Origin of the sequence: Actinophytocola xinjiangensis, assembly GCF_001921215.1 — a bacterium.
GTDB classification, from domain to species: Bacteria; Actinomycetota; Actinomycetes; order Mycobacteriales; family Pseudonocardiaceae; genus Actinophytocola; species Actinophytocola xinjiangensis.
In genome coordinates this window covers 26,795-50,132 of the sequence record NZ_MSIF01000012.1, presented here as the reverse complement: position 1 = coordinate 50,132, position 23,338 = coordinate 26,795, and the positions used below count along the sequence as shown (strand labels likewise).

The following is a 23,338-nucleotide window of genomic DNA, read 5'->3' as shown; positions in this document are numbered from 1 at the left end:
ACGCCTCAGGCCGCCACGTCGGTGGGCTCGACCGGCCCGCCGTGGACGTACAGCGGCGCCAGCCCTCCGCCCAGGTACAGCTCCCGCATCGTCGTCCGCTGGATCTTGCCGCTGGTGGTGCGCCGGATCCCGCCCGGCCGCAGCAACACGACGTCGGCGAGCGCGACGCCCGGGGTCCGCCCGGCGGTCCGGACCATGCCGGCGGCGATCAGCGCCAGCTCGGCGGCGGTGAACGTGCCCTTGATCTCGTGCAGCACGACCAGGGCGTCCTCGTCGACGGTGAACGCCGCGCCGGCCAGACCGGTCAGCTCGGGGTGCGCCAGGCGCAGTTCGTGCTCGAGGTCGTGCGGGTACAGGGTGCGGCCACGGTGGGACAGTGTCTCGGCGCGGCGGCCGGTGACGTACAGCTCGCCGTCGTGGAAGGCGCCGAGGTCGCCGGTGGGCAGGTGGTCGGGACCCGGCCGCGCGCCCCAGTAGCCGGCGCTCACACTGCCGCCCCGGATCTGGATCTCCCCCACCTGGCCGTCCGGAAGTGGTTGGTGCGTCACGGGATCCACGATCCGCACGGCCAGGTCCCGTGGCCGGCCGCAGCTGAGCAGGCCGCGCCGGGGGCCCAGGGCACCGGCCGGGCGCAGCTCGCCGCGCTCCAGGTGCTGGGTGTCGATGTCGAGCACGGTCGGCCCCCGGCTGCCGGTGGTGGCGACGAACAGCGTGGCCTCCGCGAGGCCGTAGCACGGGGTCATGGCCGCCGCGCGGAAGCCGATCGGGGCGAACCGGGCGGTGAACGCGGCGAGGGTCTCCGGCCGGATCGGCTCGGCGCCGTTGACCGCGTGCCGCCAACACGACAGGTCGAGGCCGGCGACCTGTTCGTCGGTGATCCGCCGCGAGCACAGGTCGTAGGCGAAGTTCGGGGCGGCGGACACCTCGATGCGGTGCCGGTGGACCAGCTCCAGCCACTGGTGCGGGCGGCGCAGGAACGAGGTGGGGGTCATCAGCACACAGGCCTCACCGGCGATCAGCGCCGGCAGGATCTGCCCCATCAGCCCCATGTCGTGGTAGTGCGGGATCCAGCCGCCGAGCGTGGAGTTCTCGGTGATCCCGAAGGTGCGCCGGATGGTGTCGACGTTGTGCAGCAGGTTGCCGTGGGAGACCAGCACGCCCTTGGGGTCGCCGGTCGTGCCGGAGGTGTACTGGATGACGGCGACCGTGTCGGGGCCGGCGTCGGCCGGCGGCCTCAGGTCCTGGTCGCGCACCGGCAGCCGGTCGGTCGCCAGCACGGGGAGTTCGAGCGCGTGGTCGTCGACCCAGTCGCCGAGGCCGACCAGGTTGGGTGTGTCGGTCAGCAGGGCGCAGGCACCGGAATCCGCGACCACGCAACGTAATCGGCGCCGTTCGTGGTCGCGTCCTGGCAGCGGCACGGGCACCGCGATCAGCCCGGCGTGCAGGCACGCGACCAGCCCGACGACGAAGTCCAGCCCGAACGAGTAGGTCAGCAGGACCCGGTCGCCGACGGCGAACCGTTCCCGCAGCCAGGACCCGGTGGCGGCGGCCGCCAGGTCCAGCTCGTGCCGGGTGAGCGTGCGGTCCTCCCGCCCGTCCTCGACGAACCGGAGTACCACCCGATCCGGGTCGGCCGCCGCCCGGCGACGGAGAGCCTGGAGCACCGAGGATGCGCTGGAGTTGTCCACGAGTCGATTGTCAGCGCCGCGACAGCCGCCGTCGTGAGGCTCCGTTCCCGTGCCACCGGGATGTGGTCCTGGCGATTCCGGGACAGGGCACTACGTCCGGCGCTGGTTCCGTTCCGGCGGGAGGGCCGCGAACTCCGGCGAGCGGTCCGGCGCACGGACCAGGCCGTGCCGGAAGGCGAAGGTGACCGCCTGCGCCCGGTCCCGCAGGCCCGCCTTGGCGAACAGGTTGTTGATGTGGGTCTTCACGGTCGCCTCGGTGATGTGCAGGCCGCGCGCGATCTCGGCGTTGGACCGGCCGTCGGCGATCAACCGCAGGACGTCGGTCTCGCGGGGGGTCAGCGCGACCGGCGCCCGGGGCTCGCGTCGCGGCGACACCACGTCGGCCAGCCGCCGCTGCACCGCCGGGTCGAAGTGGGCCTCGCCCCGGCGCACGGCGGCGATCGCCTCGGCGATCTCGGTGCTCCGCGAGTCCTTGGTGAGGTAGCCGCGAGCCCCGGCGCGCAGCGCGGCGAACACCGACTCGTCGTCGGCGTAGGTGGTGAGCACGACGACCTCGGTGTCCGGGAACTCCGCGCGGATCCGCCGGGTCGCGGCCACCCCGTCCATCCTGGGCATCCGCAGGTCCATCAGCACCACGTCCGGGCGGTGCTCGGCGACCAGCCGCACCGCGTCCACACCGTCCACACCGCACGCCAGGACCTCGACGCCGGGCAGCAGGCCCAGGATCAGTTCCAGACCCTCGCGGACCACGGTCTGGTCGTCCACCACCACGACCCGGGTCGTCATGGGCCCGGCATCCGCAGCTGGACCCGGAAACCCGGCCCGTGCGGGCCGGCGTCGAGGCTGCCGCCGACGAGCTCGGCGCGCTCGCGCATGCCGACCAGCCCGTAGCCGCTGCCGGTCGCGGCGAGCACCCCGCCGTTCGTGCCGCCGGTGTCCCGCACGTCGAGTTCGCAGCCGTCGTCGCCGCAGCGCAGCCGGATGGTGACCGAGGCCGCCGGCGCGTGCTTGTGCACGTTGGTCAACGCCTCCCGCACCGTGCGCACCACGGCCAGCCGGGCCGGTGGCGCCAGCACGTCCGGGTCGCCCTCGACCGTCAGCTCGCACGGATTCCCCGTGGTGGCACGGAAATCACCGGCGAGCCCGGCCAGCTCGCCGGCCAGCGGCCGGTGTTGTCCGCGCAGCGCGGCGACCGCCAGCGTGGTCTCCGCCAGCCCGGCGCGGGCGAAGTCACCGGCCTGCCGCACCCGTTCCAGCGCCTGCTCCCGGTCACCGTCGCGCTCCAGCAGCATCCGGGTCCCCTCCAGGTGGACGACCTGGGCGGCCAGCGAGTGGGCCACGATGTCGTGGATCTCCCTGGCCATCCGCTGCCGCTCGGCGAGCACCGCGGCGTCGGCGCGCGCGGCGGCGACGGCCGCGGTCTGCCGTTTGGTGGTCGCCAGCTGGTTGACCACCGCGGCGATGTACACCGCCCAGCCCAGCCCGGCGGCGATCCCGTAGTTCGCGCTCGGGTCGAGGCCGACGTCCAGCGACACCAGCACGAACCCGCCGGTGGTCAGCACGGTCAGCAGCAGCGCCTGCCACAGCCGCGTCCGGAACGGCGCCAGCCAGACCACCGCGTACAGCAGGGTGGTGCCGGAGAACGGGGCGAGCCAGTGCGCGGCCAGACCGAGCACCGCCGAGGCGGCGAGCACGGCGAACGGCGCGGTACGTCGCCGCAGGACCAGCGCCCAGCAGCCGAGCCCCGCCAGGTGGATCGCCGCGACCAGCAGCGCCCGGCCGGGCCCACCGTCGGCCGCCCCGGTGAGGACCCCGGCCACCAGGCCGTAGAGCAGGTAGGCGCCGACCACGACCTGGAGCGGCAGGACCCACCACGGTCGTCCCATGGTGGGGACCGTACCTCGCTGGTTCGGGCCGCACCTCCACCCACGGGTGGGCATCGGTTCCACTCCGGGGACCAAGACCGGACGCCCGCGCCCGGCCATCGTTGACCCCATGATCTCGGTGACCGCACTGACCACGTCGTTCGGCCGCGTCCGCGCGGTCAGCGACCTCACCTTCGACGTGCCCGCCGGCCGGGTCACCGGCTTCCTCGGCCCCAACGGCGCCGGCAAGACGACGACCCTGCGCACGCTGCTCGGCCTGGTCCGCCAGGACAGCGGCACCGCGCTCATCGACGGCTCCCGCTACGTCGACCTGCCGGACCCGGTGCGCACGGTCGGCGCCGTCCTGGAGTCCACGGCGTTCCACCCCGGGCACTCCGCCAGGGTGCACCTGGAGGCGCTGTGCCTGGCCGCCCGGATCCCGACGCGCCGGGCCGGCGAGGTCCTCGACGAGGTGTCCCTGCTCGACGCGGCCGACCGGCGGGTGGGCGGCTTCTCGCTGGGCATGCGCCAGCGGCTGGCCCTGGCCTCGGCGCTGCTGGGTGATCCGGCGGTGCTCGTCCTGGACGAGCCGGCGAACGGCCTGGACCCCGAGGGCATCCACTGGCTGCGCGGCCACCTGCGGGCGCTGGCCGCCGACGGCCGCACGGTGCTGGTCTCCAGCCACGTACTGACCGAGCTGTCGCTGATGGCCGACGAGGTCGTGGTGATCAACGACGGGCACCTGCTGACCCGGCTGCCGGTGACCCCGGACCTGGAACGGGTGTACCTCGACGCGATTCGGGCGGCCCGGTGAGCGGCCGGCTGGGCGGCCTGGTGGCCGCGGAGCTGCGCAAGGCCGTCGCGACCCGTTCGGTGCGGCTGCTGGTCGTGCTGGGCGCGGTCCTGTGCGCGGCGTGGGCGACGGTCCAGGTCCTGGTGTTCGACCCGGACGACGTCGTGGCCGCCTACGGCATGGCCCAGCAGGGCTACCCCGCGGTGATGATCGCCGGCATCCTGCTGTCGGCCGGCGAGTACCGCCACCGCACGGTGACCTGGGCCTACCTCGTGACGCCCACGCGTGTCCCGGTCATCGGCGCCAAGGTCGTCGCCGGTGCGGCGGTGGGTCTGGGCGCCGGGCTGCTCGCGGCGGTCGTGACGGTGCCGCTGGTGATGGTCCTGCTGGCCACGCGGGACGCGCCGCTGTTCGACCCGGCGGTCCCGCTGGCGCTGCTGGGGTCGGTGCTCGGCACGGCGCTGTGGTGCGTGTTCGGGGTGGCCGTGGGGGCGCTGGTGCGCAACCAGTCGGCCGCGATCGCGGTGGCGCTGCTCTGGACGTTCTACGCGGAGTGGACGTTGATCATGCTGGTTCCGGAGGTGGGTCGGTGGACCCCGACCGGCGCGGCGAAGGCGGCCAGCGGCTGGACCCGCGTCGACCTGCCGGTGGCGGGGTCGGTGCTGCCCGCGTGGGCCGGCGCCCTGGTGTTCCTGGGCTACGCCCTGGTCGCCGTGGCCCTGGCGGGCGCGACCGTCCGGCGAGACGTCACCTGATTCACCGGTTCGGATGAGTCGTTGTGACACTGTGCTGGTGGCGGGGACCGATGAGCGGGAAGAGACACTGGTTCGACAGACCTCGTCACGCTCCCGGGCGAACCTGCTGCGGTGGCAGATCGGGCAGAGCACGTTCGGTGTGCCGCAGGCGGCGGCGCCGATCGCCTTCGCCCTGCTGGCCTTCCCGCTGACCGGCACGGCCGAGTCCGGCGCGGGGATGGTGCTGGCCATGACGGTCGCGCAGGTCATCGCCGCTGTCCCGGTGTCGCGGCTGGGCCGCCGGTTCAACGCCGTGCACTACCTGCGTGCGCTGATCGCCGTCCGCACGGCCGCCCTCGCCGGTGTCACCGTGCTCGCGGCGCTGGGGGCGCCGTTCGGGTCGCTGGTCGTCGCGGTCGTCCTGGCCGGCGCGGTCAACGGCGCCGCGTACGGCTACCAGCGGCTGCTGCTCAACCACCTGGTGGAACCCGGCCGGCTGCCCCGCGCGCTGGGGGTGGCCGCCACACTGAACGAGGTCACCTTCGCCCTCTCGCCCGTGCTCGCCTCGGTGCTCGGCGCGTTCTCCCCGGTCTGGGCCATGGCGGCGATCACCGCCCTCGGTCTCGGGCCGCTGCTGCTGATGCCCGCTGTTCCCGAGGCCCGAGGGCCGCTGCGGGACGGGGCGCCCCGGTCGCGACAGCGGCTGTCGCCGACGGTGCTCCTGTGGCTGTTCTGTGCCACGGCCAGCGGTGGGGCGGTGGCGACCGTCGAGGTCGGAGCCGTCTCGTTCGCGGTCGCCTTCGGCCTGGCGCCGGGCTGGGCCTTCCTGTTCGCGATCGCGCTGTGCGGGGGTTCGGTCGCCGGCGGCATCTGGGTGAGCGTGCGCAACCGCAGACCACCGACCGGGACGGTCGCCGCGTTCCTCGCCGCGACCACGGCGGGCTCCTGGCTGCTCGTCCTCGGCGGGCACCTCGTGCTGACGCTGGGGGGCGCGGTCGTCATCGGGTTCTTCCTGCCGGCGTTGGGCACCTTCTACTCGCTGGCCCTCGACGACCTCGCCCCGCCGCACCGCCGCGCGGAGATGTTCGCGATGCTGCGCACGGCGACGTCCCTCGGCGTGATCGTCGTCAGCGGACTGCTCGCGGTCCTCGGGCTGCGGGCCACCATCGTCGGCACGTTCGTCCTGCTGGCGACCGCCCTGGTCCTGGTGACGACGCTCGCCGTGGTCTCCCGCGAGCGGCGACGCGGCGAGGCACCCACCGGCTAGGAATCGGCGCCCGGCCGGTTCGCCGCGACCCAGGACTCGACGCCGTCGAGGAAGCGGTCGACGCCGAAACCCAGCTCGAACGGGAGCGGGTCCTCGTCGGCGGTGTCGGCGGCGGTGTCCCCGGCCAGTTCGGCGGTGTAGACGGCCGTCAGCGCCGGGTAGTCCCGCTCGTCGAGGAACCCGGTGAGGATCCTGGCCAGGTCGGCGTCGGAGCGCGGGACACCGTCGTCGGTCCGGTTGACGGCGGCCAGGCTCAGGCTGATCTGCGCGGTGCCGCGCACGACGGCGGTCAGGTGCAGGGCGGCGACCCGCGCCTGGCGACCGCTCAGGCCGGCGGCCAGCAGGGGACGCAGCAGCCGGTCGAGCCAGGCGAGCTGGTGGGGGCCGACGGGCGCGTGGTCGAAGGGGACGCGCAGCATCCAGGGGCGGAGCCGGAAGCCGGCCCACAGCGCGGCGACCCAGCGGCGCACCGCCGGCCGGAAGTCGTCGGGGTCCCCGATGTCGGGGGGTGGTCCGGCGCCGATGTCGGCGGCCACCTCCAGCAGGAGGTCCTTGCTGGGGACGTGGTTGTACAGCGACATCGTCGAGTAGCCGAGTTCGGTGGCGATCCGCTGCATGGACAGTGCCTCGATCCCCTCGGCGTCGGCGACCTCGACCGCGGCCCGGGCGATGCCGTCCACGGTGAGCCGTGGTCGCGGGCCGCGCCGGCCCTGGGGGCGTCCCGACCACAGCAGCGTGAGGCTGCGCTCCAGGTCCGGGTCCTTGCTGTCTCGTGTCGCCATTCGCCATCCCGTCCGTGTCCGTGCCGCGACCATCCTAAAACTGTGTATGTCATACGTTCTAATGTATGTTGTACATAGTTTCTGTCCGTGACCACGACAAGAACGGATCGTCATGACCTCACCCCGCCTCACCGTGCGCTGGTGGCGCCGACCCTGGATCGTGCCGCTGTTACTGGTGGTCGCGGCCTTCCTGGCGTTCTCGGTGCCGCCCTACCTGACCTTCGACCCGGCGAACTCCCGCCTGGAACCGCCGCCGGGCGACGGGCTGTACTACCCGCTGCTGATCGCGCACGTACTGTTCGGCACCGTCGCCATGTCCACGGCGTGTTTCCAGATCTGGCCGGCGTTCCGCGCACGGCACCGGCGCGGGCACCGGATCACCGGCCGGCTCTACGTGTACGCGGGCGCACTGCCCGCCGGACTGCTCGGCCTCTACATCGGCTGGCACACCACCGCCGGGCCGTCGGTGCGGGTGGCCAACCTCGTCGGATCGGCGTTGTGGCTGGTCACCACGCTCGTCGGACTGCGGATGGCCCGGGCACGGCGGTTCAACGAGCACCGCCGGTGGATGTCGCGCAGCGTCGCGCTCGCCCTGTCGATCGCCCTCAGCCGGGTGATCAACATCGTGGCCACGATCGTGCTCACCCCGGAAACCGACACCACGTTCCTCGGCAGCGAGGACCTGATGACCTACAGCGCCGCCAGCATCGGTGTCTGGCTCAGCCCACTGCTCCTGCTGCTGCTCGCCGACTGGTTGCTGGAACGCCGCACACCACGGGCCAGGACCGGTGACCCCACCCGCCGCGCACCACGGGACTCCCCGGTGGGCGACCCGGAACCCGCGCCGGCGGCCGGCGGCCGTCCTCAGTAACCGGTCGCCGCCCGGAGCTGGTCGAGCCACAGCAGCCCCAGCCGGCGGCCGTCCGGGAACCGGTCGGCAAGGTCCCAACGCCACGCCGTGGCGATCGCCAGCGTGAGGATCCGGCACCGGCCGAGCAGATCCGGATCGGCCGCCGGGTAGTGCGCGCCGACCGGCTCCGGCGCGTGCGCCAGGTCGAACTCGACCGGACCACGGCAGCAGGACTCGAGGTCGACGAACAGCGGCCCGTTCCCGGTGGCCAGCACGTTGCCGGGATGGGGTTCGCCGTGCAGCGGCTGCTCGGCGGCGCCGTGGACGAGTGCCCCACCCAGGTTCGTCAGGGTGTCGCGGAGCAGGGCGCGGTCCGCGTCGCCGAGGTCCGGGGACCGCCGCCGGTCCTCGACCAGCTGCCGCGCCTGCCCGACCCGGTCCGTGACGTGCGGCAGAGGGAGGTCGACGCGCCGCAGGCCGGCGTGCAGCCGCACCAGCGCGTCGGCGTAGGCGGCCGGCGCCAGCTCGCCCGGCACCGGCTCGTGGTAGCGCCACAGCGTGACCGCGAAACCCGCGCGCACGTACACGCGCGGCCGCACCCGAGATTCTGGCACGCCCACCGGGCCGCCCGTTCCCGCCAGCAGACCAGCGACCTCGACCTCGAACGCCGCGCCGGCCCGGTCCGCGACAGGCGCGACCCGGGCGAGGACGTCGCAGGGCGCCAGGCGCACGGTGATCCGGTTCGAGGCGTGCAGAACGGTCGTATGCCCGACGTCCAGGCCGAGCGCGGTGGCCGTGGCCACCGCGGCGTCCACCGCACGGGAGGCGACCTTGTCGATTGGCATACCGGTCAACGGCTCACCCAGTGGCCGGACCAAGAACTTGCTCCTCCTGTTGGACTCGAACCAACAACCCTTCGGTTAACAGCCGAATGCTCTGCCAATTGAGCTAAGGAGGATCGTCACCGGAGCGGCTCCGGCGAGACCCAACCTTAGCGCATGCCCGAACTCGCCTGTTCGCCGGCCGGCACCTGGGGCCGAACTGGGGGAGGATGGGCACCACGAGAGCAACCCGATCCTGGGAGGCGATGACATGAAGGCGTTCCTGCTGGGCGCCGCGGTGGGGTACGTGTTGGGGGCCAAGGCGGGGCGTGGGCGCTACGACCAGATCATGCGCACCTACCGCAAGATCGCCGACCACCCCGCGGTCCAGGGCGCCGCCGGCGTCGCGCGGGCGAAGGTCGGCGAGAAGGTCGGCTTCGGTGGACGGTCCAGGCCGGCGTCCGCGCCGAGCGGCAACGGACACCGGAACGCGAGTGAACCCGCCTACCACCAGCCGTGAGCCGGGCCGGGCCCCCGCGCGCGACCCGCGGGGGCTCCCCAAGGCCCACCTGCACCTGCACCTCACCGGCGCGATGCGCCCGGCCACGCTCACCGAACTGGCCGCCGGCCACGGCCTCACCGTCCCCCCGCCGCTGCCGGCCACGGCCGGCACCTGGGCGGACTTCCAGGACCGCTACGACGCCGCCCGCCAGGCCATCCGCACCGCCGAGGACGTCGCCCGGGTGGTCACCGAGGCCGCCGACGACGACGCCGCCGACGGCTGCGGCTGGCTGGAGATCCAGGTCGACCCGACCTCCTACGCCCCGGTGTTCGGCGGGTACCGCGCGGCGCTGGAGGCCGTGCTGGCCGGCGCGCGCGCCGCGACCATCCCCACCGGCGTGATCGTCGCGTCCAGCTGGACGCGCTCCCCCGACCACGCGGTGACCCTCGCCCGGCTGGCCGCCGAGTACGCCGACGACGGGGTCGTCGGCTTCGGCCTGTCCAACGACGAGCGGCACGCGACCGTCGCCGAGTTCACCCCGGCGTTCCGGATCGCCCGCGACGCCGGGCTGGTGGCGACCCCGCACTCGGGCTTCTACACCGGCGCCGACCACGTCCGCGCCTGCGTCGAGCACCTCGGCGCCGGCCGGATCGGCCACGGCACCGCCGCCGCGACCGACCCGCCGACCCTGGAGCTGCTCGCCGAGCGGCGGGTGACCCTGGAGGTCTGCCCGACCTCCTACCCGCCCTTCGGCGTGCACGAGCTGGCGACGATCCCGCTGGCCACGCTGCTGGGCGCCCAGGTGCCGGTGGCCATCGGCACCGACGACCCACTGCTGTTCGGCACCGGCCTGGCCAGCCAGTACCTGATCTGCCGCGACCTGCTCGGCCTCACCGACCAGCAGCTCGCCGTCCTCGCCGCGCACGGCATCCGGGGGTCGGCGGCGCCGCCGGAGGTCCGCGCCGCCCTGCTGGCCTCGGTGGACGAGTGGCTGGCTCAGGCCGGGACCGAGTTGACCGTGTAGGTGACGTCCGGGCCGGGCGTGGTGGTGAACCGCGCGTTGGGCAGGTACAGCCGGCCGGCGAAGTGGCCGACGGTCGTCGGGACGTCGAAACGCGGGTCGGTGACCTGCCGGGCGACCGTCGCCGTGTCGCCGCGCAACCGCAGCTCGGTCAGCGTGTTCAGCCGGTTCTGGACGACGTACACGGTCGAGCCGCGCTGCAACAGGCCGTCACCGAAGGTCAGCGTGATCGGCACCGCCACCCGATGGGTGACACCCGACGGCTCGACCCGGAACAGGGAGCCGGTGTTGGTCTGCACGACGAGCAGCCCCCGGCCGTCCGGCGTGGCCGCGATCCCGTTGGCGTTGAAGCCTTCCTGGTACACCAGGTCACCGGTCAACGGAACGGTGTCCGCGCGCGCCGGCAGGCGGTGACCGGTCAGCGGCAGGCGGTGGAGCACCGGGTTGAGCGAGTCGGTGAACCAGGCAGCGTCCCGGGTCAGCACGACGTCGTTGATGAACGCCGCGCCCTCGGCCAGCTGGTAGCTCGCCAGCACGTCACCGGTCCGGGTGTCCACCACCCGGGCGTCGCCGGCCGCGCCACCGGCGACGAACAGCCGCCCGCGCGCGTCGGTCTTCATGCCGACCGACGGCGTTCCCGGGCCCTCGCTGATCACCCGGCCCCGGCCGGTGCGCAGGTCGGCCCGGTAGATCGCACCGTCGGCCAGCGACCCGAAGTAGGCGACCGGCCCCGGCCCGACGGCGATGCCCTCGGGCTGGAAACCGTGGGGCAGCGCGAAACTCGGGGGGAAGCCGGGGCTCGCCGAGGCCGACGGTGACAGGCCGGGGACCGCCAGCGCGGCCAGGAGCAGGGTGAGTCCAACGCGTCGAAGCATCACGACATCCTTCGGTGCTCTGCGAGAACGGGGACAGTCCCAACCTACGCAGCGCGTGACCGAACGGTTCAGCGTCGTATCACCGTCGTATCAGCGTCGCAGCGCGCCCAGCGCCGAGTCGAGCAGCACCTCGCGCATCTCGGCGTCGGCGACCTCCTCCCGGAGGTAGGTGATCGAGCTGTAGGCGGCGCGCAGCACCTCCATCGCGGCGATCGCGCGCAGCCGCTGCGCGACCGTCGGCTCCGGGCCGGCGACCCAGTTCGTGAGCCTGGTCGCCACGTCGATCATGTCCTGCCACAGCGGCCCGGCGGCGGCCACCACGCCGGCCGGGTCGCGCAGCAGCACACTGGCCAGCGGCCGGTTGACGACCATCACGTCCAGCAGGGTGGTCAGCACGTGCCGCACGTTGTCCGGGGTGTGGGCCATGCCCTCGGCCTCGTCGGTGACCGCGCGCCAGCCGTCGAGCAGCGGGGAGACGATCGCGGTGAGCAGCGCCTGCTTGGACGGGTAGTGGTAGTACAGCGACGCCTTGGTCAGCCCGACCCGCTCGGCGATCTCGCGCAGGCTGGTCTGGTCGAAGCCGCGGGTGGAGAACAGGTCGATGGCGACCTCGCGGATCGTCTCGCGGGTGTCCCCGTCCATCCGCCCCACCTCCTCAGCGGTTTCTCAGGCCGCTCACGTTAGCGTTCCGTCCTGGCCGGACCGCCGGTGGATCTTACCTACCGTGCGGCAGGTAACCTTCGTTCCACGACATCTCAGGGGAGGTCAGATGTTCGAACGACTGGGTCGATTCGTCGTCCACAACCCATGGAAGGTGATCGCCGCCTGGGTGCTGATCACCATCGCGGTGGTCTCCTTCGCGCCCACCCTCGGTGACGTCACCAACCGCGACCAGGCCAACTTCCTGCCGTCGGACTACGAGTCCGTCCAGGCGGCGGACCTGGCGACCGAGGCGTTCGGCGAGCAGACCGACGCCAGCGCGACGATCGTGATCCGGCGCGTCGACGGGGCGGCGCTGTCCGAACAGGACAAGACCACGATCGGCGGGCTCGCCGAGGACTTACAGGCCGAGAACATCGAGCGGGTCACCCAGGTCCTCACCGGCGCCCCCGCCGTCTCACCCAACGGCAAGGTCCAGTTGGTCACCGCCGGGCTGGACGGCTTCGGCGACGACCCGAAGCTGGTCGAGGCGGTCGAGAGCATCCGGGACACCACCGGCTCGACCCTGGGCGACACCGGCCTGGAGTACGCGGTCACCGGTGACGTGGCGATGTTCGCCGACAACGCCGACGCGTTCGACACCGCGCTGGTGATCGTCGGCGCGGCCACCATCGTGCTGATCATCGGCCTGCTGCTGCTGATCTACCGCAGTCCGATCGCCGCGCTGCTGCCGATCGTCACCGTCGGCCTGGTGAGCGCGATCGCGCCCGGGCTGATCGCCTGGGCGGCGGAGGCGTTCGGCTTCCAGGTCGACCAGTCGGTCCAGATCGTCATGACGATCGTGCTCTACGGCGTCGGCACCGACTACATCGTGTTCCTGCTGTTCCGCTTCCGCGAACGCCTGCGGGCCGGCGACGACCAGAAGACGGCGCTGGTCGCCGCGGTCGCGCGGGTCGGCGAGGTGATCGCGTCCGCGGCGGCGGCCATCATCATCGCGTTCATGGCGCTGCTGCTGGCCGTGTTCGGCGCCTTCACCAGCTTCGGCCCCGGCCTGTCGATCGCGGTCGCGCTGATGGCGCTGGCCGCGGTCACGCTGATCCCGGCGGTCGTGTCGCTGCTGGGGACCAAGGTGTTCTGGCCGTCGAAGTCCTGGCAGCGCACGCCCAAGGGCACCACCTTCCAGCGGCTGGGCAAGCTCACCGGCCGGCGTCCCGGCGTGGTGGCGCTGGTCTCCGGTGGCGTGATGGCCGCACTGGCGCTGGGCATGTTCGGCTTCAACACCGACTACGACCAGAACGCCCAACTGCCCAGCGACACCGAGTCCGCACGCGGCCTGGAGTACATGGAGAGCGGCTTCCCGGCCGGCGCGCTGAGCCCGACCTCGGTGTACCTGCGCGGTGATGGCGCGCTCGACGAGGCCGCGCTGGCCACCTACGCCCAGCGGTTGCAGGAGGTTCCCGGGGTCGGCGGCGTCATGCCGGGTCCGGCCGGGGTCGCCACCCTCAGCGAGGACGGCACGGTCGCCAAGATCGACCTGCTGCTGGCCGACAGCCCGTACGCCAACTCCTCGCTCGATCTGGTCGGAGGTGAGCTGCGCACGATCGCCAAGGACGAGGCGCCGGACGGCGCGACCGCCTACGTCGGCGGCCTGAGCTCCGCGTTCGCCGACATCCGGGACGCCAACAACCGGGACCTGTGGGTGATCTTCCCGGTCGCCGGCCTGCTGATCGCGATCGTGCTCGGGTTGCTGCTGCGCAGCATCGTCGCGCCGATCTACCTGATGGTGGCGGTGGTGCTCGGCTTCTTCAGCACCATGGGCGCGACGGTGATCGCCTTCCAGGGCATCGGCGACCGGCCGGGTGTGTCGTTCATGCTGCCGATGCTGGTGTACCTGTTCGTGGTGGCGATCGGCACGGACTACAACATCCTGATGATCGCCCGGCTACGCGAGGAGGCCAAGCTCGGCAACGACCCGCGCACCGCGGCCGACCTCGCCGTCGAGCACGGCGGCCCGTCGGTCGGCGCCGCCGGGGTGATCCTGGCCGGCACGTTCGCGTCGATGATGCTCGGCGGCATCTCGTTCCTGGTGGAAATGGGTTTCGCCGTGTCGATCGGGATCATGATCGCCGCGTTCGTGATGTCGATGTTCCTGGTGCCGAGCGTGACGGCACTGCTGGGCCACAAGGCCTGGTGGCCCGGTCGCGCCGACCGGCCGGCCGCGCCGCCGGCCCAGCAGCGGGAAACCGTCGACGTCAGTTCCTGACCACCTCGCCCGCGGCGCCGTCACTCGGGGGGTGGCGGCGCCGCGCCCTTTCCGTGCCCTTTCCGCGGTCAGGGCACCCGGGCGACGGCGAAGACCCGGCGGAACGGGAACCAGGTCGTGCCGTCGGCGCGGGTCGGGTAGTGGGCACGCAGCCGGGGAGCCAGCTGGTCGCGGAACTCCCGCCAGGCCTGGTCGTCGAGGGCGGCGCGGACCGGACGCAGCGCGGTGCCGGCGATCCACTCCAGGACCGGGTCGGCGCCGGTGAGCCGCTGCAGGTAGATGGTCTCCCAGGCGTCGACCTCGCAGCCGAGGTCGGCGAGCAGCGCGGCGTAGCCCTGCGGGTCGAGCACCGCGTCCTCCTCGCGCAGCACCACGGGTTCGAGCCGGTCACGCCACGTCTCGGTGGCCACCAGCGCGCGGATCTCGGCGTGTGAGGGCGCGGCGAAGTTGCCGGGAACCTGGAAGGCCAGCCAGGCCCCGGCCGGCAGTTGCCCGACCCAGCGCGTCAGCAGCGTCTCGTGCCCTGGCACCCACTGCAGGACCGCGTTGGACACCACGACGTCGGTGTCCGGCGGCGGCGTCCAGCCGCGCACGTCGGCGACCTCGGCGGCCAGCCCGCGTTCCCGCGCCGCCGCCACCATCTCCGGTGAGGAGTCCACCGCGTCGACCACCGCGTCCGGCCAGCGCGCGACCAGTGACTCGGTCAGGTTGCCTGGCCCGCAGCCCAGGTCGACCACCCGGCGCGGTTCGCTCGCCCCGACCCTGGCGACCAGGTCGAAGAACGGCCGCGAGCGGTGGTCGGCGAAGGCCAGGTACTTCCCGGGGTCCCACATGTCGACCTCCAGCAAACCGTACAAACGTACTGTTTACTGTAGTGCCTCACGGATCTTCGCGGCCACCTCGGCCGCCACCCGGCGCACCGCCTCCTCGTCCGAACCCGGATCCGGCCGCACCTGCAACACGATCCCGTCCCGGCCCGGCACCTTGCGCTGCACGAACCACACCCCGCCCCCCGGCAGATCCCGGCGATGCCGCGAGCGGATCGACCCGTTCACCCGGTTGTGGACCACGTCCGGCAGCTTGTTCGGCCGCTCCAGCTGGTAGCGGACCGGGCGCTCGTCGGCCAGCAACACCGCATCACCGGCCGTACCCGACTCCCGCGCCTCAACCACCTCAAGCACCCCGTTGCCCCAGGTCACCTTGCTGATCAGATGCCAGCCGACCCGCCGCTGCCCCTCCTGCGCCGGCACCCACAACCCCAACGAGGACGCGTACAGGAACCCCGAGGGACGCAACCCCGCCGTGGCCACCACGTGCTCCTCGGACGCCAACACCCCGTCCAGCTCGGCGGGCACCCCACCACCGAAGAACCTGCGGAACATCCCGGTCATGACATCACCCCCGCCGCCTGCTCACCGAGCGCCTTGCGGTACTGCTCCAACGCCACCAGGTCACCGAACAACGTCCGGTAGTCCTCCGCGTCGTCGACCGGCGAGAGCCGCTGCAACCGCGACTTCAGCTCGGCGATCTGGTTGGCCACCACCGACTCCTGCAACTTCGCGATCAACGTGCCGACGAACCGCGCGTCCGGCTCCGCCCGGCGCTGCAACGGTTCCACCGCCAACTCGGTGACCAGCGACCGCACCACCTGGTGCGAACACGCCTGGCTCGCCGCGTCCACCAACGCCGGCCCGGACAACCCCGACGACGTCCCACCCACCGCCAGCAACGCCTCGTACAGCTCCCGGTACGCGGGATGGGTGAACGCCTCCCGCGGCACCGAACTGTCGTAGTACGGCCCGGCCAACTCCGGTGCCTGCAACGCCGCCTTCAGCGCCTCCCGCTGCACCCACAACCCGGGGTCGTTGCGCGGCGGACGCGCCGGCCCGTCCACGTCCACCGCCAGCGCGCCCTGACCCGGATCGGTCGGCTGCGGCCGCCCCCTCCTGGCCGGGGCCGGTGCGCCGCCCGCGCTCTCCCGCACCCGGCGCACCACCGTCGCCGTGTCCTCCCAGCCGACCCAGAAAGCCAGCTGACGGGCGTACTCGTCACGCAGCGAGGAGTCCTTGATCCTGGCCACCATCGGCACCGTGCGACGCAACGCGTCCACCCGGCCCTCGGCGTGGTCCAGGTTGTGCTCCGCCAGCTGCGCACGGATGGCGAAGGCGAACAGCGGCTGGCGGCGGGCCACCAGGTCACGCACCGCCACCTCGCCCTTGGCCTGACGCAGCTCACACGGGTCCAGCCCGTCCGGCGCCACCGCGATGAACGTCTGCGCCGCGAACTTCTGGTCGTCGTCGAACGCCTTGAGCGCGGCCTTGCGCCCCGCCTCGTCACCGTCGAAGGTGAAGATGACCTCGCCCCGGAAGGCGTCGTCGTCGATCAGCAGGCGGCGCAGCACCGTGATGTGGTCGGCGCCGAAGGCCGTGCCGCAGGAGGCCACCGCCGTCAGCACACCCGAGGCGTGCATCGCCATCACGTCGGTGTAGCCCTCCACCACCACCACCTGGTGGCGGCGCGCGATCTCCCGCTTGGCCAGGTCCAGCCCGAACAGCACCTGGGACTTCTTGTAGATCTGGCTCTCGCTGGTGTTGAGGTACTTCGCCTGGATCTGGTCGTCGTCGAACAGCCGGCGCGCGCCGAACCCCACGACATCGCCGCCCAGATCCCTGATCGGCCACAGCAACCGCCGGTGGAACCGGTCGATCGGCCCCTGCCGGCCCTCCTTGGCCAACTGCGCCTTGTACAGGTCGTCCAGGTCGAAACCCCGGCCTAGCAGGTGTTTGGTCAGCTTGTCCCAGCCGGCCGGGGCGTACCCGCAGCCGAAGGTCGCCGCCGCGGCCTGGTCGAACCCCCGCTCGGCGAGGAACTCGCGCGCCTTGACCGCCTCCGGCGAACGCAGCTGCTCGGCGTAGAACTCCGCCGCCGCCCGGTGCGCGTCGACCAGCCGGGTCCGCGCGCCCCGATCCCGCTGGCGGGTGGGCGTGCCGCCCTCGTAGGTCAGCGTGATGCCGCTGCGCTCGGCGAGCCGCTCGACCGACTCCACGAAACTCAGGTGGTCGATCTTCATCAGGAACGCGATGACGTCGCCGCCCTCGCCACAGCCGAAGCAGTGGAACGTGCCGTGCGTGGCCCGCACGTTGAACGAGGGCGTCTTCTCGTCGTGGAACGGGCACAGGCCTTTGAGCGCGCCGCCGCCGGCGCGCCGCAGGGACACGTACTCACCGACCACGTCGTCGATTCGGTTCCGATCGCGCACCTGCGCGATGTCGCTCTCCCGGATCCGCCCCGCCATGCGCCCGAGTCTAGGCGGGCCACCCGGGCGGGGTCGGACAGGTCGCACCCACCGGCACTCCCCCGATTGGTCATACCATGGCGTGGTGACCGTCAGGGACGACGTCCTCGCCGTGCTCGCCGAGGAGTTCGCCGCACACCGCTCCCACCTCGTCGGGGTGGGGTACCGGTTGACCGGCAGGCTCACCGACGCCGAGGACGCGGTGCAGGAGGCATGGCTACGACTGTCCGGATTGGACGATGAGCAGCGCTCGCAGATCCGCAACCTCCGGGCCTGGCTGACCACCGTCGTGGGACGCCTCTGCCTCGACCGTCTGCGATCCTCCGCCGTCCAGCGGGAACGCTACGTCGGTGAGTGGCTGCCCGAGCCGATCGTCACCCCACTGGGTGCCCCCCGAAGCGACGACCCGCTCGAGACCGTCGTCCGCACCGACGACGTGCGGCTCGCGGCGATGGTCGTGCTCGACCGGCTCACCCCCGAGCAGCGCGTCGCCTTCGTCCTGCACGACGCGTTCGACGTGCCGTTCGCCGAGATCGGCGAGATCCTCGGCTGCGCCCAGGCCACCGCCCGCCAGCACGCCTCCCGGGGCCGGCGGGCCGCCGCCGACGCCGACCCGCCGCCACGCGCCGCCCTCGACGAACAACGCGTCATCATCGAGCAGCTACTGACCGCGATCACCGGCGGCGACCTGCCGGCCGTGGTCCGCCTGCTGCACCCCGACGCCGTACTCGTCGGCGACAGCGACGGCAAGGCCCGCACCAGCCGCCGGCCCATGCACGGCGCCGACAAGATCAGCCGCTTCCTGTACGGCCTGGTCAGGATGTACGGCGAGCACCGACTGCTGGCCGGCGAACTGGTCCTGGTCAACGGCGACCTCGGGATGGCGATCCCCGAACTGCCGGCCGAGGGCGACTACCACGAGCTCAGCCGGCGGGTCACCACCTTCGCCGTGCGCGACGGCAAGGTCACCAACGTCTACGACATCGTCAACCCTGACAAGCTCAGGCACCTGGACGTGTGAGGGCCGCGTCGGCCGGCACCGGGATCAGGCAGGCGTCACCCGAGGTGAAGCCCTGGTCGCGGATGTCCAGCGCGAGGTAGCTCCTGGCCCGCATGTTCTCCAGGCCCACCTGGTAGGTGAGCTCGAGCACGCCCTTGTCACCGAACTCCCGCCGCAGCCGCTCGACCTGCTCGTCGGTCACGCTGATCGGCGTGTCGGTCATCGCGTCGGCGAACGCGATCGCCAGCCGCTCCTGGGTGCTGTAGGCCTCGGAGTTCTGGTAGTCGTCGATGTGCTTGAGCCGCTCGATGTCCAGGCCCTCGTGCTTCTGCAGCATGGTGCCGAAGTCCACGCACCAGCTGCACCCGAGCCGGGTCGCGACCCGGTACACCGCGATCTCGCGGATGTTGGCCGGCAGGACCTTGCTGGCCTTCTCGGCGGCCATCTCGTGGCGACCGGCGGCGATCATGAGCTTCTGGTGGTGGGCCAGCACGCTGAACGGCTCGGGCACCGCGCCGAACCGGCGGCGCGCGAACACGTAGAACGCCCGCAGCAGCAGGCCCGCTTCCTTGGTCGGAATCCCCGGGATCCTCGGCATCTCGTCCTCCTCGTGGGTGTTGACCTGAGGACGGGCGCTACCACCGGAACGTGACAGCCGAAACGATCAGGGCTCGGTGACCCGCGCCATGAAGTACAGGACACCGGTCGCCGCGTGCCGCACGAGCAGCAGGAACGGCCGGTCCACCGTCATCCGCTCGACCCTGGTCGGCATGGACACCAGGCGCATCATCACCGCCGTCGCGGCCGCGCCCTCCAGACCCTGCTCGTCGATCCGCAGCACCGACTCGTGCAACACCGACTCCACCGCCAGCGGCGAGGAGCTGATCCCGCTCAGGTCGGCGGCCCTGGTGAACACGGTGCGCACCCCGAGCCGCTCCAGGGCGCCGGTCAGCTCGGTCCTGGTGGTCACCGCCAGCTTCGGCAGGGCAAGGTCGACCTGGGTCGGGGACGGCGCGTCGAGCAGTTCGGCCAGCGTGTCGGCGTCCAGCGCCGCCTCGGCCTCGGCGAGATCGCCGTCGGGCAGCAGCACCACCGCCTCGACCCCGCCGACCGCCCGCAACGTCGCCACCTGCCAGCCGTCGACGACGGCGTGCCCGATCCGCTCGGACAGGGTCATCGTCGGCACCGGGCGGGTACCCGACACGGCGTGGAACGGGCGCGGCTCGGTCGCCCCCTCGGTGAACCGGTTACGCCAGGCACACTTCAGGTAGAGGGCGTTGACCAGGGCGGACACCGTCTCGGCGGTGATCGCGTCGGCCGGGAGCAACTCGGGGATCAGGTCCCGGGTGGTCCGGGCGACGTCCAGGTTGATCAGGTCACGGGCCGAGGCCGGCTCGGTGCGCAGCGGCGCCTCGCGGACCCGGCCGCTGGACCACCTGGCCAGCTCCTCGGCGAAGGAGTCCAGCACCTCGACCGACTCGTCGGTCCACAGCGTGTTGGCGACCGCGACCACCGGCTCGTCCTCGTCGCCCCGGACGGCGTCCAGCTCACCGGCCCTGGCCAGCTGCTTGCCCAGCGCGCCCAGGTCGGCGGTCGCGTCCCCCGCCAGCAGGGTCGCCAACTCGTCGCGAGTGGGCCCGTGCGCTCCCTGGGCGACCAGCCCGAGCGCGCTGGCCACCGAGAACGGCGACCAGCACACGGTCCGCGCCGGGTCGGGGGCGGTGGCACGGTGCAGTGCGAGGGCGAACGCGAGCTGGGCGCGGTCCGTCACGGGCTCTCCTCTGGTCGGCCGTGCCACGAGTGTGTCACGTCACAGGGACCGGTCGAGGACGTGCACGCGGTGCCAGCGCACGGCCTGGGCGTCGGTCAGCTCCGCGACCTGGTCGATCACCACCCGCAGGCGGGCGGCGTCGTCCCCGGCGGCCTCCCAGGCCGGCACGAACGCCGGCTCCAGCGCGGCGGCCCCCCGCGCCGCCAGCGCGTCCACCAGGGACTCCAGCCACTCGCGCTGGATGGCCTGGAGCGCGAGGCGGCTGGGGTCGCTCATCACGTAGCGCAGCGCGACGGCCTTGAGCAGCGCGACCTCGGCGGCGACCCTGGCCGGCACGACCAGGTCGGCGGCGTACCGGGTCAGCGGGCCGTCGCCGTGGTCGCGGCGGGTGGCGGTGACCGCGGCGGCGACGAACCGGCCGACGAGTTCGCTGGTGAGGCGTTTGAGGGCGACCTGGGCGCCGAGCGAGTCGTCGTAGTCGGCGCCGGTGAGCGCGGCCACGGCCGGCAGCCGCAGCAGGTCGGCGGCGACGTCCTCCAGCCCGGACAGCGGCTCGGCGCTGAAGTGCTTGGCGGCGAGGTGGGCGACCACGGTGCGCTCCTCGGGCTGGGTGAGCGCGGGGAAGGAGATCCGCCCGGAGCGCACCCCGTCCTCCACGTCGTGTACCGAGTAGGCCACGTCGTCGGCCCAGTCCATGACCTGCGCCTCCAGGCAGCGCCGCCGGGGCGGGGCGCCGTCGCGGACCCACTCGAACACGGCGAGGTCGTCGGCGTAGACCCCGAACTTGGTGGTGCCGGCGGTACGCGGCCACGGGTACTTGGCGGTCGCGTCGAGGCAGGCGCGGGTCAGGTTCAGGCCGTGCTCCCGCTCGCCGAGCACCTTGGGCTCCAGGCGGGTGAGGATCCGCAGGGTCTGCGCGTTGCCCTCGAACCCGCCGCAGCGCTGGGCGACGATGTCCAGCGCGCGTTCGCCGTTGTGCCCGAAGGGCGGGTGGCCGATGTCGTGCGCGAGCCCGGCGGTGTCGACGACGTCGGGGTCGGCGCCGAGTTCCTCGGCGATGTCCCGGCCGATCTGGGCGACCTCCAGCGAGTGGGTCAGCCTGGTCCTGGGCACCCCGCCGACCTCGGTGCCCTCCCCCGGGCCGACGACCTGCGTCTTGCCGGCCAGTCGGCGCAGCGCGGCCGAGTGCAGCACCCGGGCGCGGTCGCGGGCGAACGGGCCGCGGCGGGCCGGCGGGGAGTCGGGCAGGATCGCGCTCTTGTCCTGTTCGCCGGACAGGCGCGCCGCGTCGTGCTCGGTGTAGCCGGGGGTCGGCGCGTGTCCGGGAGGCATGGCCGGAGGCTACTTGTCGACGGCGACATCTTCGGTGATGCCGATCCAGTCGGCGGGGGCGCGGGTGGCTCGGTAGTACAGCAGGGCGGCGGTCTCGCGCAGGATGTAGCGGATCTGGGTGGCCCTGGTCTGGACGATGGGTCCGCTGTGGGTGGGTGAGGTCCGCGCCTCCAGGCCCAGGTCGTCGGCCATGGTGCGGGCACGCAGCGAGTGCCACGGGTCGCTGACGATCACCGCGGTGCGCCAGCCCTGGTCGGCGGCCTCCTCGGCCGCGGCGCGCATGCTGCCGAGGGTGTCCCGGCCGGTGCCGACGCCGATCACCGCGTCCTCCGGGACGCCCTGGCCGGTCAGCCAGATCACGCCGGCCTCGGCCTCGGTGTACTCGTCGCCGGGCTGGCGCCCGCCGGTGGTCACGATGTGTTTGGCGACGCCCTGTTCGTAGAGGTTGCGGGCCTTGCGCAGGCGGGCCTCCAGGACCTTGGAGGGGCGGCCGTCGTACTGCGCGGCGCCGAGCACGATGACGACGTCGGCCGAGGTCTGGTCGTCGACCCTGGCGACCTGCCACACCCGGAAACTGGTGCCCCCGACGACCAGCGCGCCGATGAGCACGATGCCGACCAGCAGGCGGCGCACGAACCGGAACGCCGGTCTCGGCCGGGGGTCCATGGGGGTCACCGGACCGATCCTTCCAGATTCAGCGGGTGACGGTTGCCGGCCGGGGCGCAAACCTCGAACACTACCGCCCACCACCGACAATCCTCGTTCTTCTCCCCCGGTGGAAGCCCGGCTGTCCACAGCCGGACCGGTTGTCCACAGTTTGATCTTGACCGCCACCACGGTCCCCCCGGGCGGGGTTTGCTTGGCCGCATGACGAACCGCGCACTGCTCGACCTCGACGCCCTGCCCGCCCTGTTCCGCCACCGCGTGGCCGCGGCCACCGACCTGATCGCCCTCGGCCTGTCCGGCAGGGAGATCGCCGAACGATGTAGCGACGACGGCCCGTGGCGCCACCTGCGATCCGGCCTGGTGCTGCTCGCCGGTGATCCGCCCACCCGCGCCCAACGCGTCCAGGCCGCGCTCACCGCCGCCGGCGAGGACGCGATCCTGACCGGTGTCGACGCCCTCACCTGTCATGGCCTCAGGGCAGCCGGTCTCGACGGCCCGGTCCATGTGCTGATGCCGCCGCGCCGACATTCCCGCCTGGTCGACGGTGTCTTCTTCGAACGCAGCCACACGCTGCCGGTCCCCCAGCTCAGATCGGGTTTCCCGGTGGCGCCGCTGGCCAGGGCCACCGTCGACACCTGCCGGCGGGCCACGTCGGCCGAACACGTCCGCGCCCTGCTGTCCGAGGCGATCCGCCATGGCCGGGTCTCCCCCGCCGCCCTGCGCGTCGAACTGGTCCGCACCGGAACCAGGGGAACCGCCCTGCCGCACCGCATCCTCGCCGAGATCGACGACGGCGCCAGCGCGTTGATCACCGGCTGGGCGCGCCGGCTGCTCGTCAAGGCCGGACTGCCGGCGCCCCGGTGGCGCAGCCCGGTCTCCGGCCCGGCCGGCGGCTACCTGGCGACCCCGGACGCGTGGTGGGAGGAGGCCAACCTCGCCTGGGAGATCACGTCCTACTCGTTCGACCCGTCACCGGTGCAGGTCAACGCGGCGCTGGCGGCGGCGAACAGACTCGCCGCCGCCGGCATCCTGGTGATCCACACCCCGCCGACCCAGTTGCGGGACGAGCCGGCCAGGGTCGTGGAACTGCTCCGCGACGCCTACCGGCGGTCCCTGACCGAGCCCGGTCCGGCGGTCCCGGCCGCGGCCTGAC

The 23,338-nt window shown here is 72.8% G+C and carries 23 protein-coding genes and 1 tRNA gene; 9 read left to right on the top strand and 15 right to left on the bottom strand.

Features of this window, described 5'->3' with window-relative positions; all coding sequences use genetic code 11:
* Positions 1–5 precede the first annotated feature (5 nt).
* The 3 genes from BLA60_RS23200 to BLA60_RS23190 form a co-directional block, all read right to left on the bottom strand.
* A complete protein-coding gene (locus BLA60_RS23200; protein WP_154814532.1) occupies positions 6–1,688 on the bottom strand; it encodes a fatty acyl-AMP ligase in 1,683 nt (560 codons plus the stop codon).
* Between the two features lie 90 nt (positions 1,689–1,778).
* Entirely contained in the window at positions 1,779–2,474 is a 696-nt protein-coding gene (locus BLA60_RS23195) for a response regulator (protein ID WP_075135082.1), read from the bottom strand.
* The gene (locus tag BLA60_RS23190) at positions 2,471–3,574 is read right to left on the bottom strand and encodes a sensor histidine kinase (RefSeq protein ID WP_084735203.1); all 1,104 of its coding nucleotides are present in this window, start codon (positions 3,572–3,574) and stop codon (positions 2,471–2,473) included. The genes BLA60_RS23195 and BLA60_RS23190 overlap by 4 nt, the downstream gene beginning before the upstream one ends.
* Positions 3,575–3,683: 109 nt before the next feature.
* Here BLA60_RS23190 and BLA60_RS23185 point away from each other — a divergent pair, with 109 nt between their 5' ends.
* Genes BLA60_RS23185 through BLA60_RS23175 form a run of 3 tightly spaced genes read left to right on the top strand, consistent with a single transcriptional unit; the run spans position 3,684 to position 6,347 of the window.
* Positions 3,684–4,367: an ATP-binding cassette domain-containing protein gene (locus BLA60_RS23185; protein WP_084735202.1), complete on the top strand. Its 684-nt coding sequence runs from the start codon at positions 3,684–3,686 to the stop codon at positions 4,365–4,367.
* The gene (locus tag BLA60_RS23180; protein WP_075135080.1) at positions 4,364–5,101 is read left to right on the top strand and encodes a hypothetical protein; all 738 of its coding nucleotides are present in this window, start codon (positions 4,364–4,366) and stop codon (positions 5,099–5,101) included. Before BLA60_RS23185 ends, BLA60_RS23180 begins: the two co-directional genes overlap by 4 nt.
* 37 nt (positions 5,102–5,138) lie before the next feature.
* Complete coding sequence (locus BLA60_RS23175) at positions 5,139–6,347, top strand: MFS transporter (protein ID WP_245812103.1); 1,209 nt, start codon at positions 5,139–5,141, stop codon at positions 6,345–6,347.
* On the opposite strand, the gene BLA60_RS23170 is transcribed toward BLA60_RS23175, so the two are convergent.
* Positions 6,344–7,129, bottom strand: coding sequence for a TetR/AcrR family transcriptional regulator (locus BLA60_RS23170; protein WP_075135079.1), 786 nt, complete (start codon positions 7,127–7,129; stop codon positions 6,344–6,346). The two genes, BLA60_RS23175 and BLA60_RS23170, sit on opposite strands and share 4 nt — an antisense overlap.
* 112 nt (positions 7,130–7,241) lie before the next feature.
* On the opposite strand from BLA60_RS23170, the gene BLA60_RS23165 reads away from it, so the two are divergent.
* Positions 7,242–8,000, top strand: coding sequence for a DUF2306 domain-containing protein (locus tag BLA60_RS23165; RefSeq protein WP_075135078.1), 759 nt, complete (start codon positions 7,242–7,244; stop codon positions 7,998–8,000).
* Here BLA60_RS23165 and BLA60_RS23160 read toward each other — a convergent pair.
* Positions 7,994–8,824, bottom strand: coding sequence for an aminoglycoside phosphotransferase family protein (locus BLA60_RS23160; RefSeq protein WP_075135077.1), 831 nt, complete (start codon positions 8,822–8,824; stop codon positions 7,994–7,996). The genes BLA60_RS23165 and BLA60_RS23160 overlap by 7 nt on opposite strands.
* 40 nt (positions 8,825–8,864) lie before the next feature.
* Positions 8,865–8,937: transfer RNA gene (locus BLA60_RS23155), tRNA-Asn, on the bottom strand.
* A gap of 134 nt (positions 8,938–9,071) precedes the next feature.
* On the opposite strand from BLA60_RS23155, the gene BLA60_RS23150 reads away from it, so the two are divergent.
* Together BLA60_RS23150 and add are read left to right on the top strand one after the other, a co-directional pair.
* Positions 9,072–9,320: a hypothetical protein gene (locus BLA60_RS23150; protein WP_075135076.1), complete on the top strand. Its 249-nt coding sequence runs from the start codon at positions 9,072–9,074 to the stop codon at positions 9,318–9,320.
* Entirely contained in the window at positions 9,295–10,326 is a 1,032-nt protein-coding gene (gene add / locus BLA60_RS23145; protein ID WP_075135075.1) for an adenosine deaminase, read from the top strand. Before BLA60_RS23150 ends, add begins: the two co-directional genes overlap by 26 nt.
* Here add and BLA60_RS23140 read toward each other — a convergent pair.
* The gene (locus tag BLA60_RS23140; protein ID WP_075135074.1) at positions 10,299–11,198 is read right to left on the bottom strand and encodes an SMP-30/gluconolactonase/LRE family protein; all 900 of its coding nucleotides are present in this window, start codon (positions 11,196–11,198) and stop codon (positions 10,299–10,301) included. The two genes, add and BLA60_RS23140, sit on opposite strands and share 28 nt — an antisense overlap.
* A gap of 90 nt (positions 11,199–11,288) precedes the next feature.
* Positions 11,289–11,840, bottom strand: a complete 552-nt coding sequence (locus tag BLA60_RS23135) for a TetR/AcrR family transcriptional regulator (RefSeq protein WP_075135073.1) — start codon at positions 11,838–11,840, stop codon at positions 11,289–11,291.
* 127 nt (positions 11,841–11,967) lie between these two features.
* Here BLA60_RS23135 and BLA60_RS23130 point away from each other — a divergent pair, with 127 nt between their 5' ends.
* Complete coding sequence (locus tag BLA60_RS23130; protein WP_075135072.1) at positions 11,968–14,121, top strand: MMPL family transporter; 2,154 nt, start codon at positions 11,968–11,970, stop codon at positions 14,119–14,121.
* 68 nt (positions 14,122–14,189) lie between these two features.
* On the opposite strand, the gene BLA60_RS23125 is transcribed toward BLA60_RS23130, so the two are convergent.
* Genes BLA60_RS23125 through dnaG form a run of 3 tightly spaced genes read right to left on the bottom strand, consistent with a single transcriptional unit; the run spans position 14,190 to position 17,416 of the window.
* Positions 14,190–14,954 (bottom strand): trans-aconitate 2-methyltransferase, encoded by a 765-nt coding sequence (locus tag BLA60_RS23125; protein ID WP_075135247.1) that lies wholly within the window; start codon positions 14,952–14,954, stop codon positions 14,190–14,192.
* A 33-nt stretch (positions 14,955–14,987) separates the two neighbouring features.
* Positions 14,988–15,512, bottom strand: a complete 525-nt coding sequence (locus BLA60_RS23120) for a hypothetical protein (protein ID WP_245812102.1) — start codon at positions 15,510–15,512, stop codon at positions 14,988–14,990.
* On the bottom strand, positions 15,509–17,416 hold the full coding sequence (gene dnaG / locus BLA60_RS23115) for a DNA primase (protein WP_075135071.1): 1,908 nt from the start codon (positions 17,414–17,416) through the stop codon (positions 15,509–15,511). Before dnaG ends, BLA60_RS23120 begins: the two co-directional genes overlap by 4 nt.
* A gap of 85 nt (positions 17,417–17,501) precedes the next feature.
* On the opposite strand from dnaG, the gene BLA60_RS23110 reads away from it, so the two are divergent.
* Positions 17,502–18,437 carry a sigma-70 family RNA polymerase sigma factor gene (locus BLA60_RS23110; protein WP_075135245.1) on the top strand — a complete coding sequence of 312 codons (936 nt, stop codon included), beginning with the start codon at positions 17,502–17,504 and terminating at the stop codon, positions 18,435–18,437.
* Here the strand turns inward: BLA60_RS23110 and BLA60_RS23105 are convergent.
* The 4 genes from BLA60_RS23105 to BLA60_RS23090 all read right to left on the bottom strand — a co-directional run bounded on the left by BLA60_RS23105 (position 18,418) and on the right by BLA60_RS23090 (position 22,185).
* Positions 18,418–19,014, bottom strand: a complete 597-nt coding sequence (locus BLA60_RS23105; protein ID WP_075135070.1) for a carboxymuconolactone decarboxylase family protein — start codon at positions 19,012–19,014, stop codon at positions 18,418–18,420. The genes BLA60_RS23110 and BLA60_RS23105 overlap by 20 nt on opposite strands.
* A 66-nt stretch (positions 19,015–19,080) precedes the next feature.
* Positions 19,081–20,187, bottom strand: a complete 1,107-nt coding sequence (locus BLA60_RS23100) for a serpin family protein (protein WP_075135069.1) — start codon at positions 20,185–20,187, stop codon at positions 19,081–19,083.
* 39 nt (positions 20,188–20,226) lie between these two features.
* Positions 20,227–21,519 (bottom strand): deoxyguanosinetriphosphate triphosphohydrolase, encoded by a 1,293-nt coding sequence (locus tag BLA60_RS23095; RefSeq protein WP_075135068.1) that lies wholly within the window; start codon positions 21,517–21,519, stop codon positions 20,227–20,229.
* 9 nt (positions 21,520–21,528) lie between these two features.
* Positions 21,529–22,185 carry a YdcF family protein gene (locus BLA60_RS23090; protein ID WP_075135067.1) on the bottom strand — a complete coding sequence of 219 codons (657 nt, stop codon included), beginning with the start codon at positions 22,183–22,185 and terminating at the stop codon, positions 21,529–21,531.
* 201 nt (positions 22,186–22,386) lie between these two features.
* On the opposite strand from BLA60_RS23090, the gene BLA60_RS23085 reads away from it, so the two are divergent.
* Positions 22,387–23,337 carry a hypothetical protein gene (locus BLA60_RS23085; RefSeq protein ID WP_084735200.1) on the top strand — a complete coding sequence of 317 codons (951 nt, stop codon included), beginning with the start codon at positions 22,387–22,389 and terminating at the stop codon, positions 23,335–23,337.
* Position 23,338 lies beyond the last annotated feature (1 nt).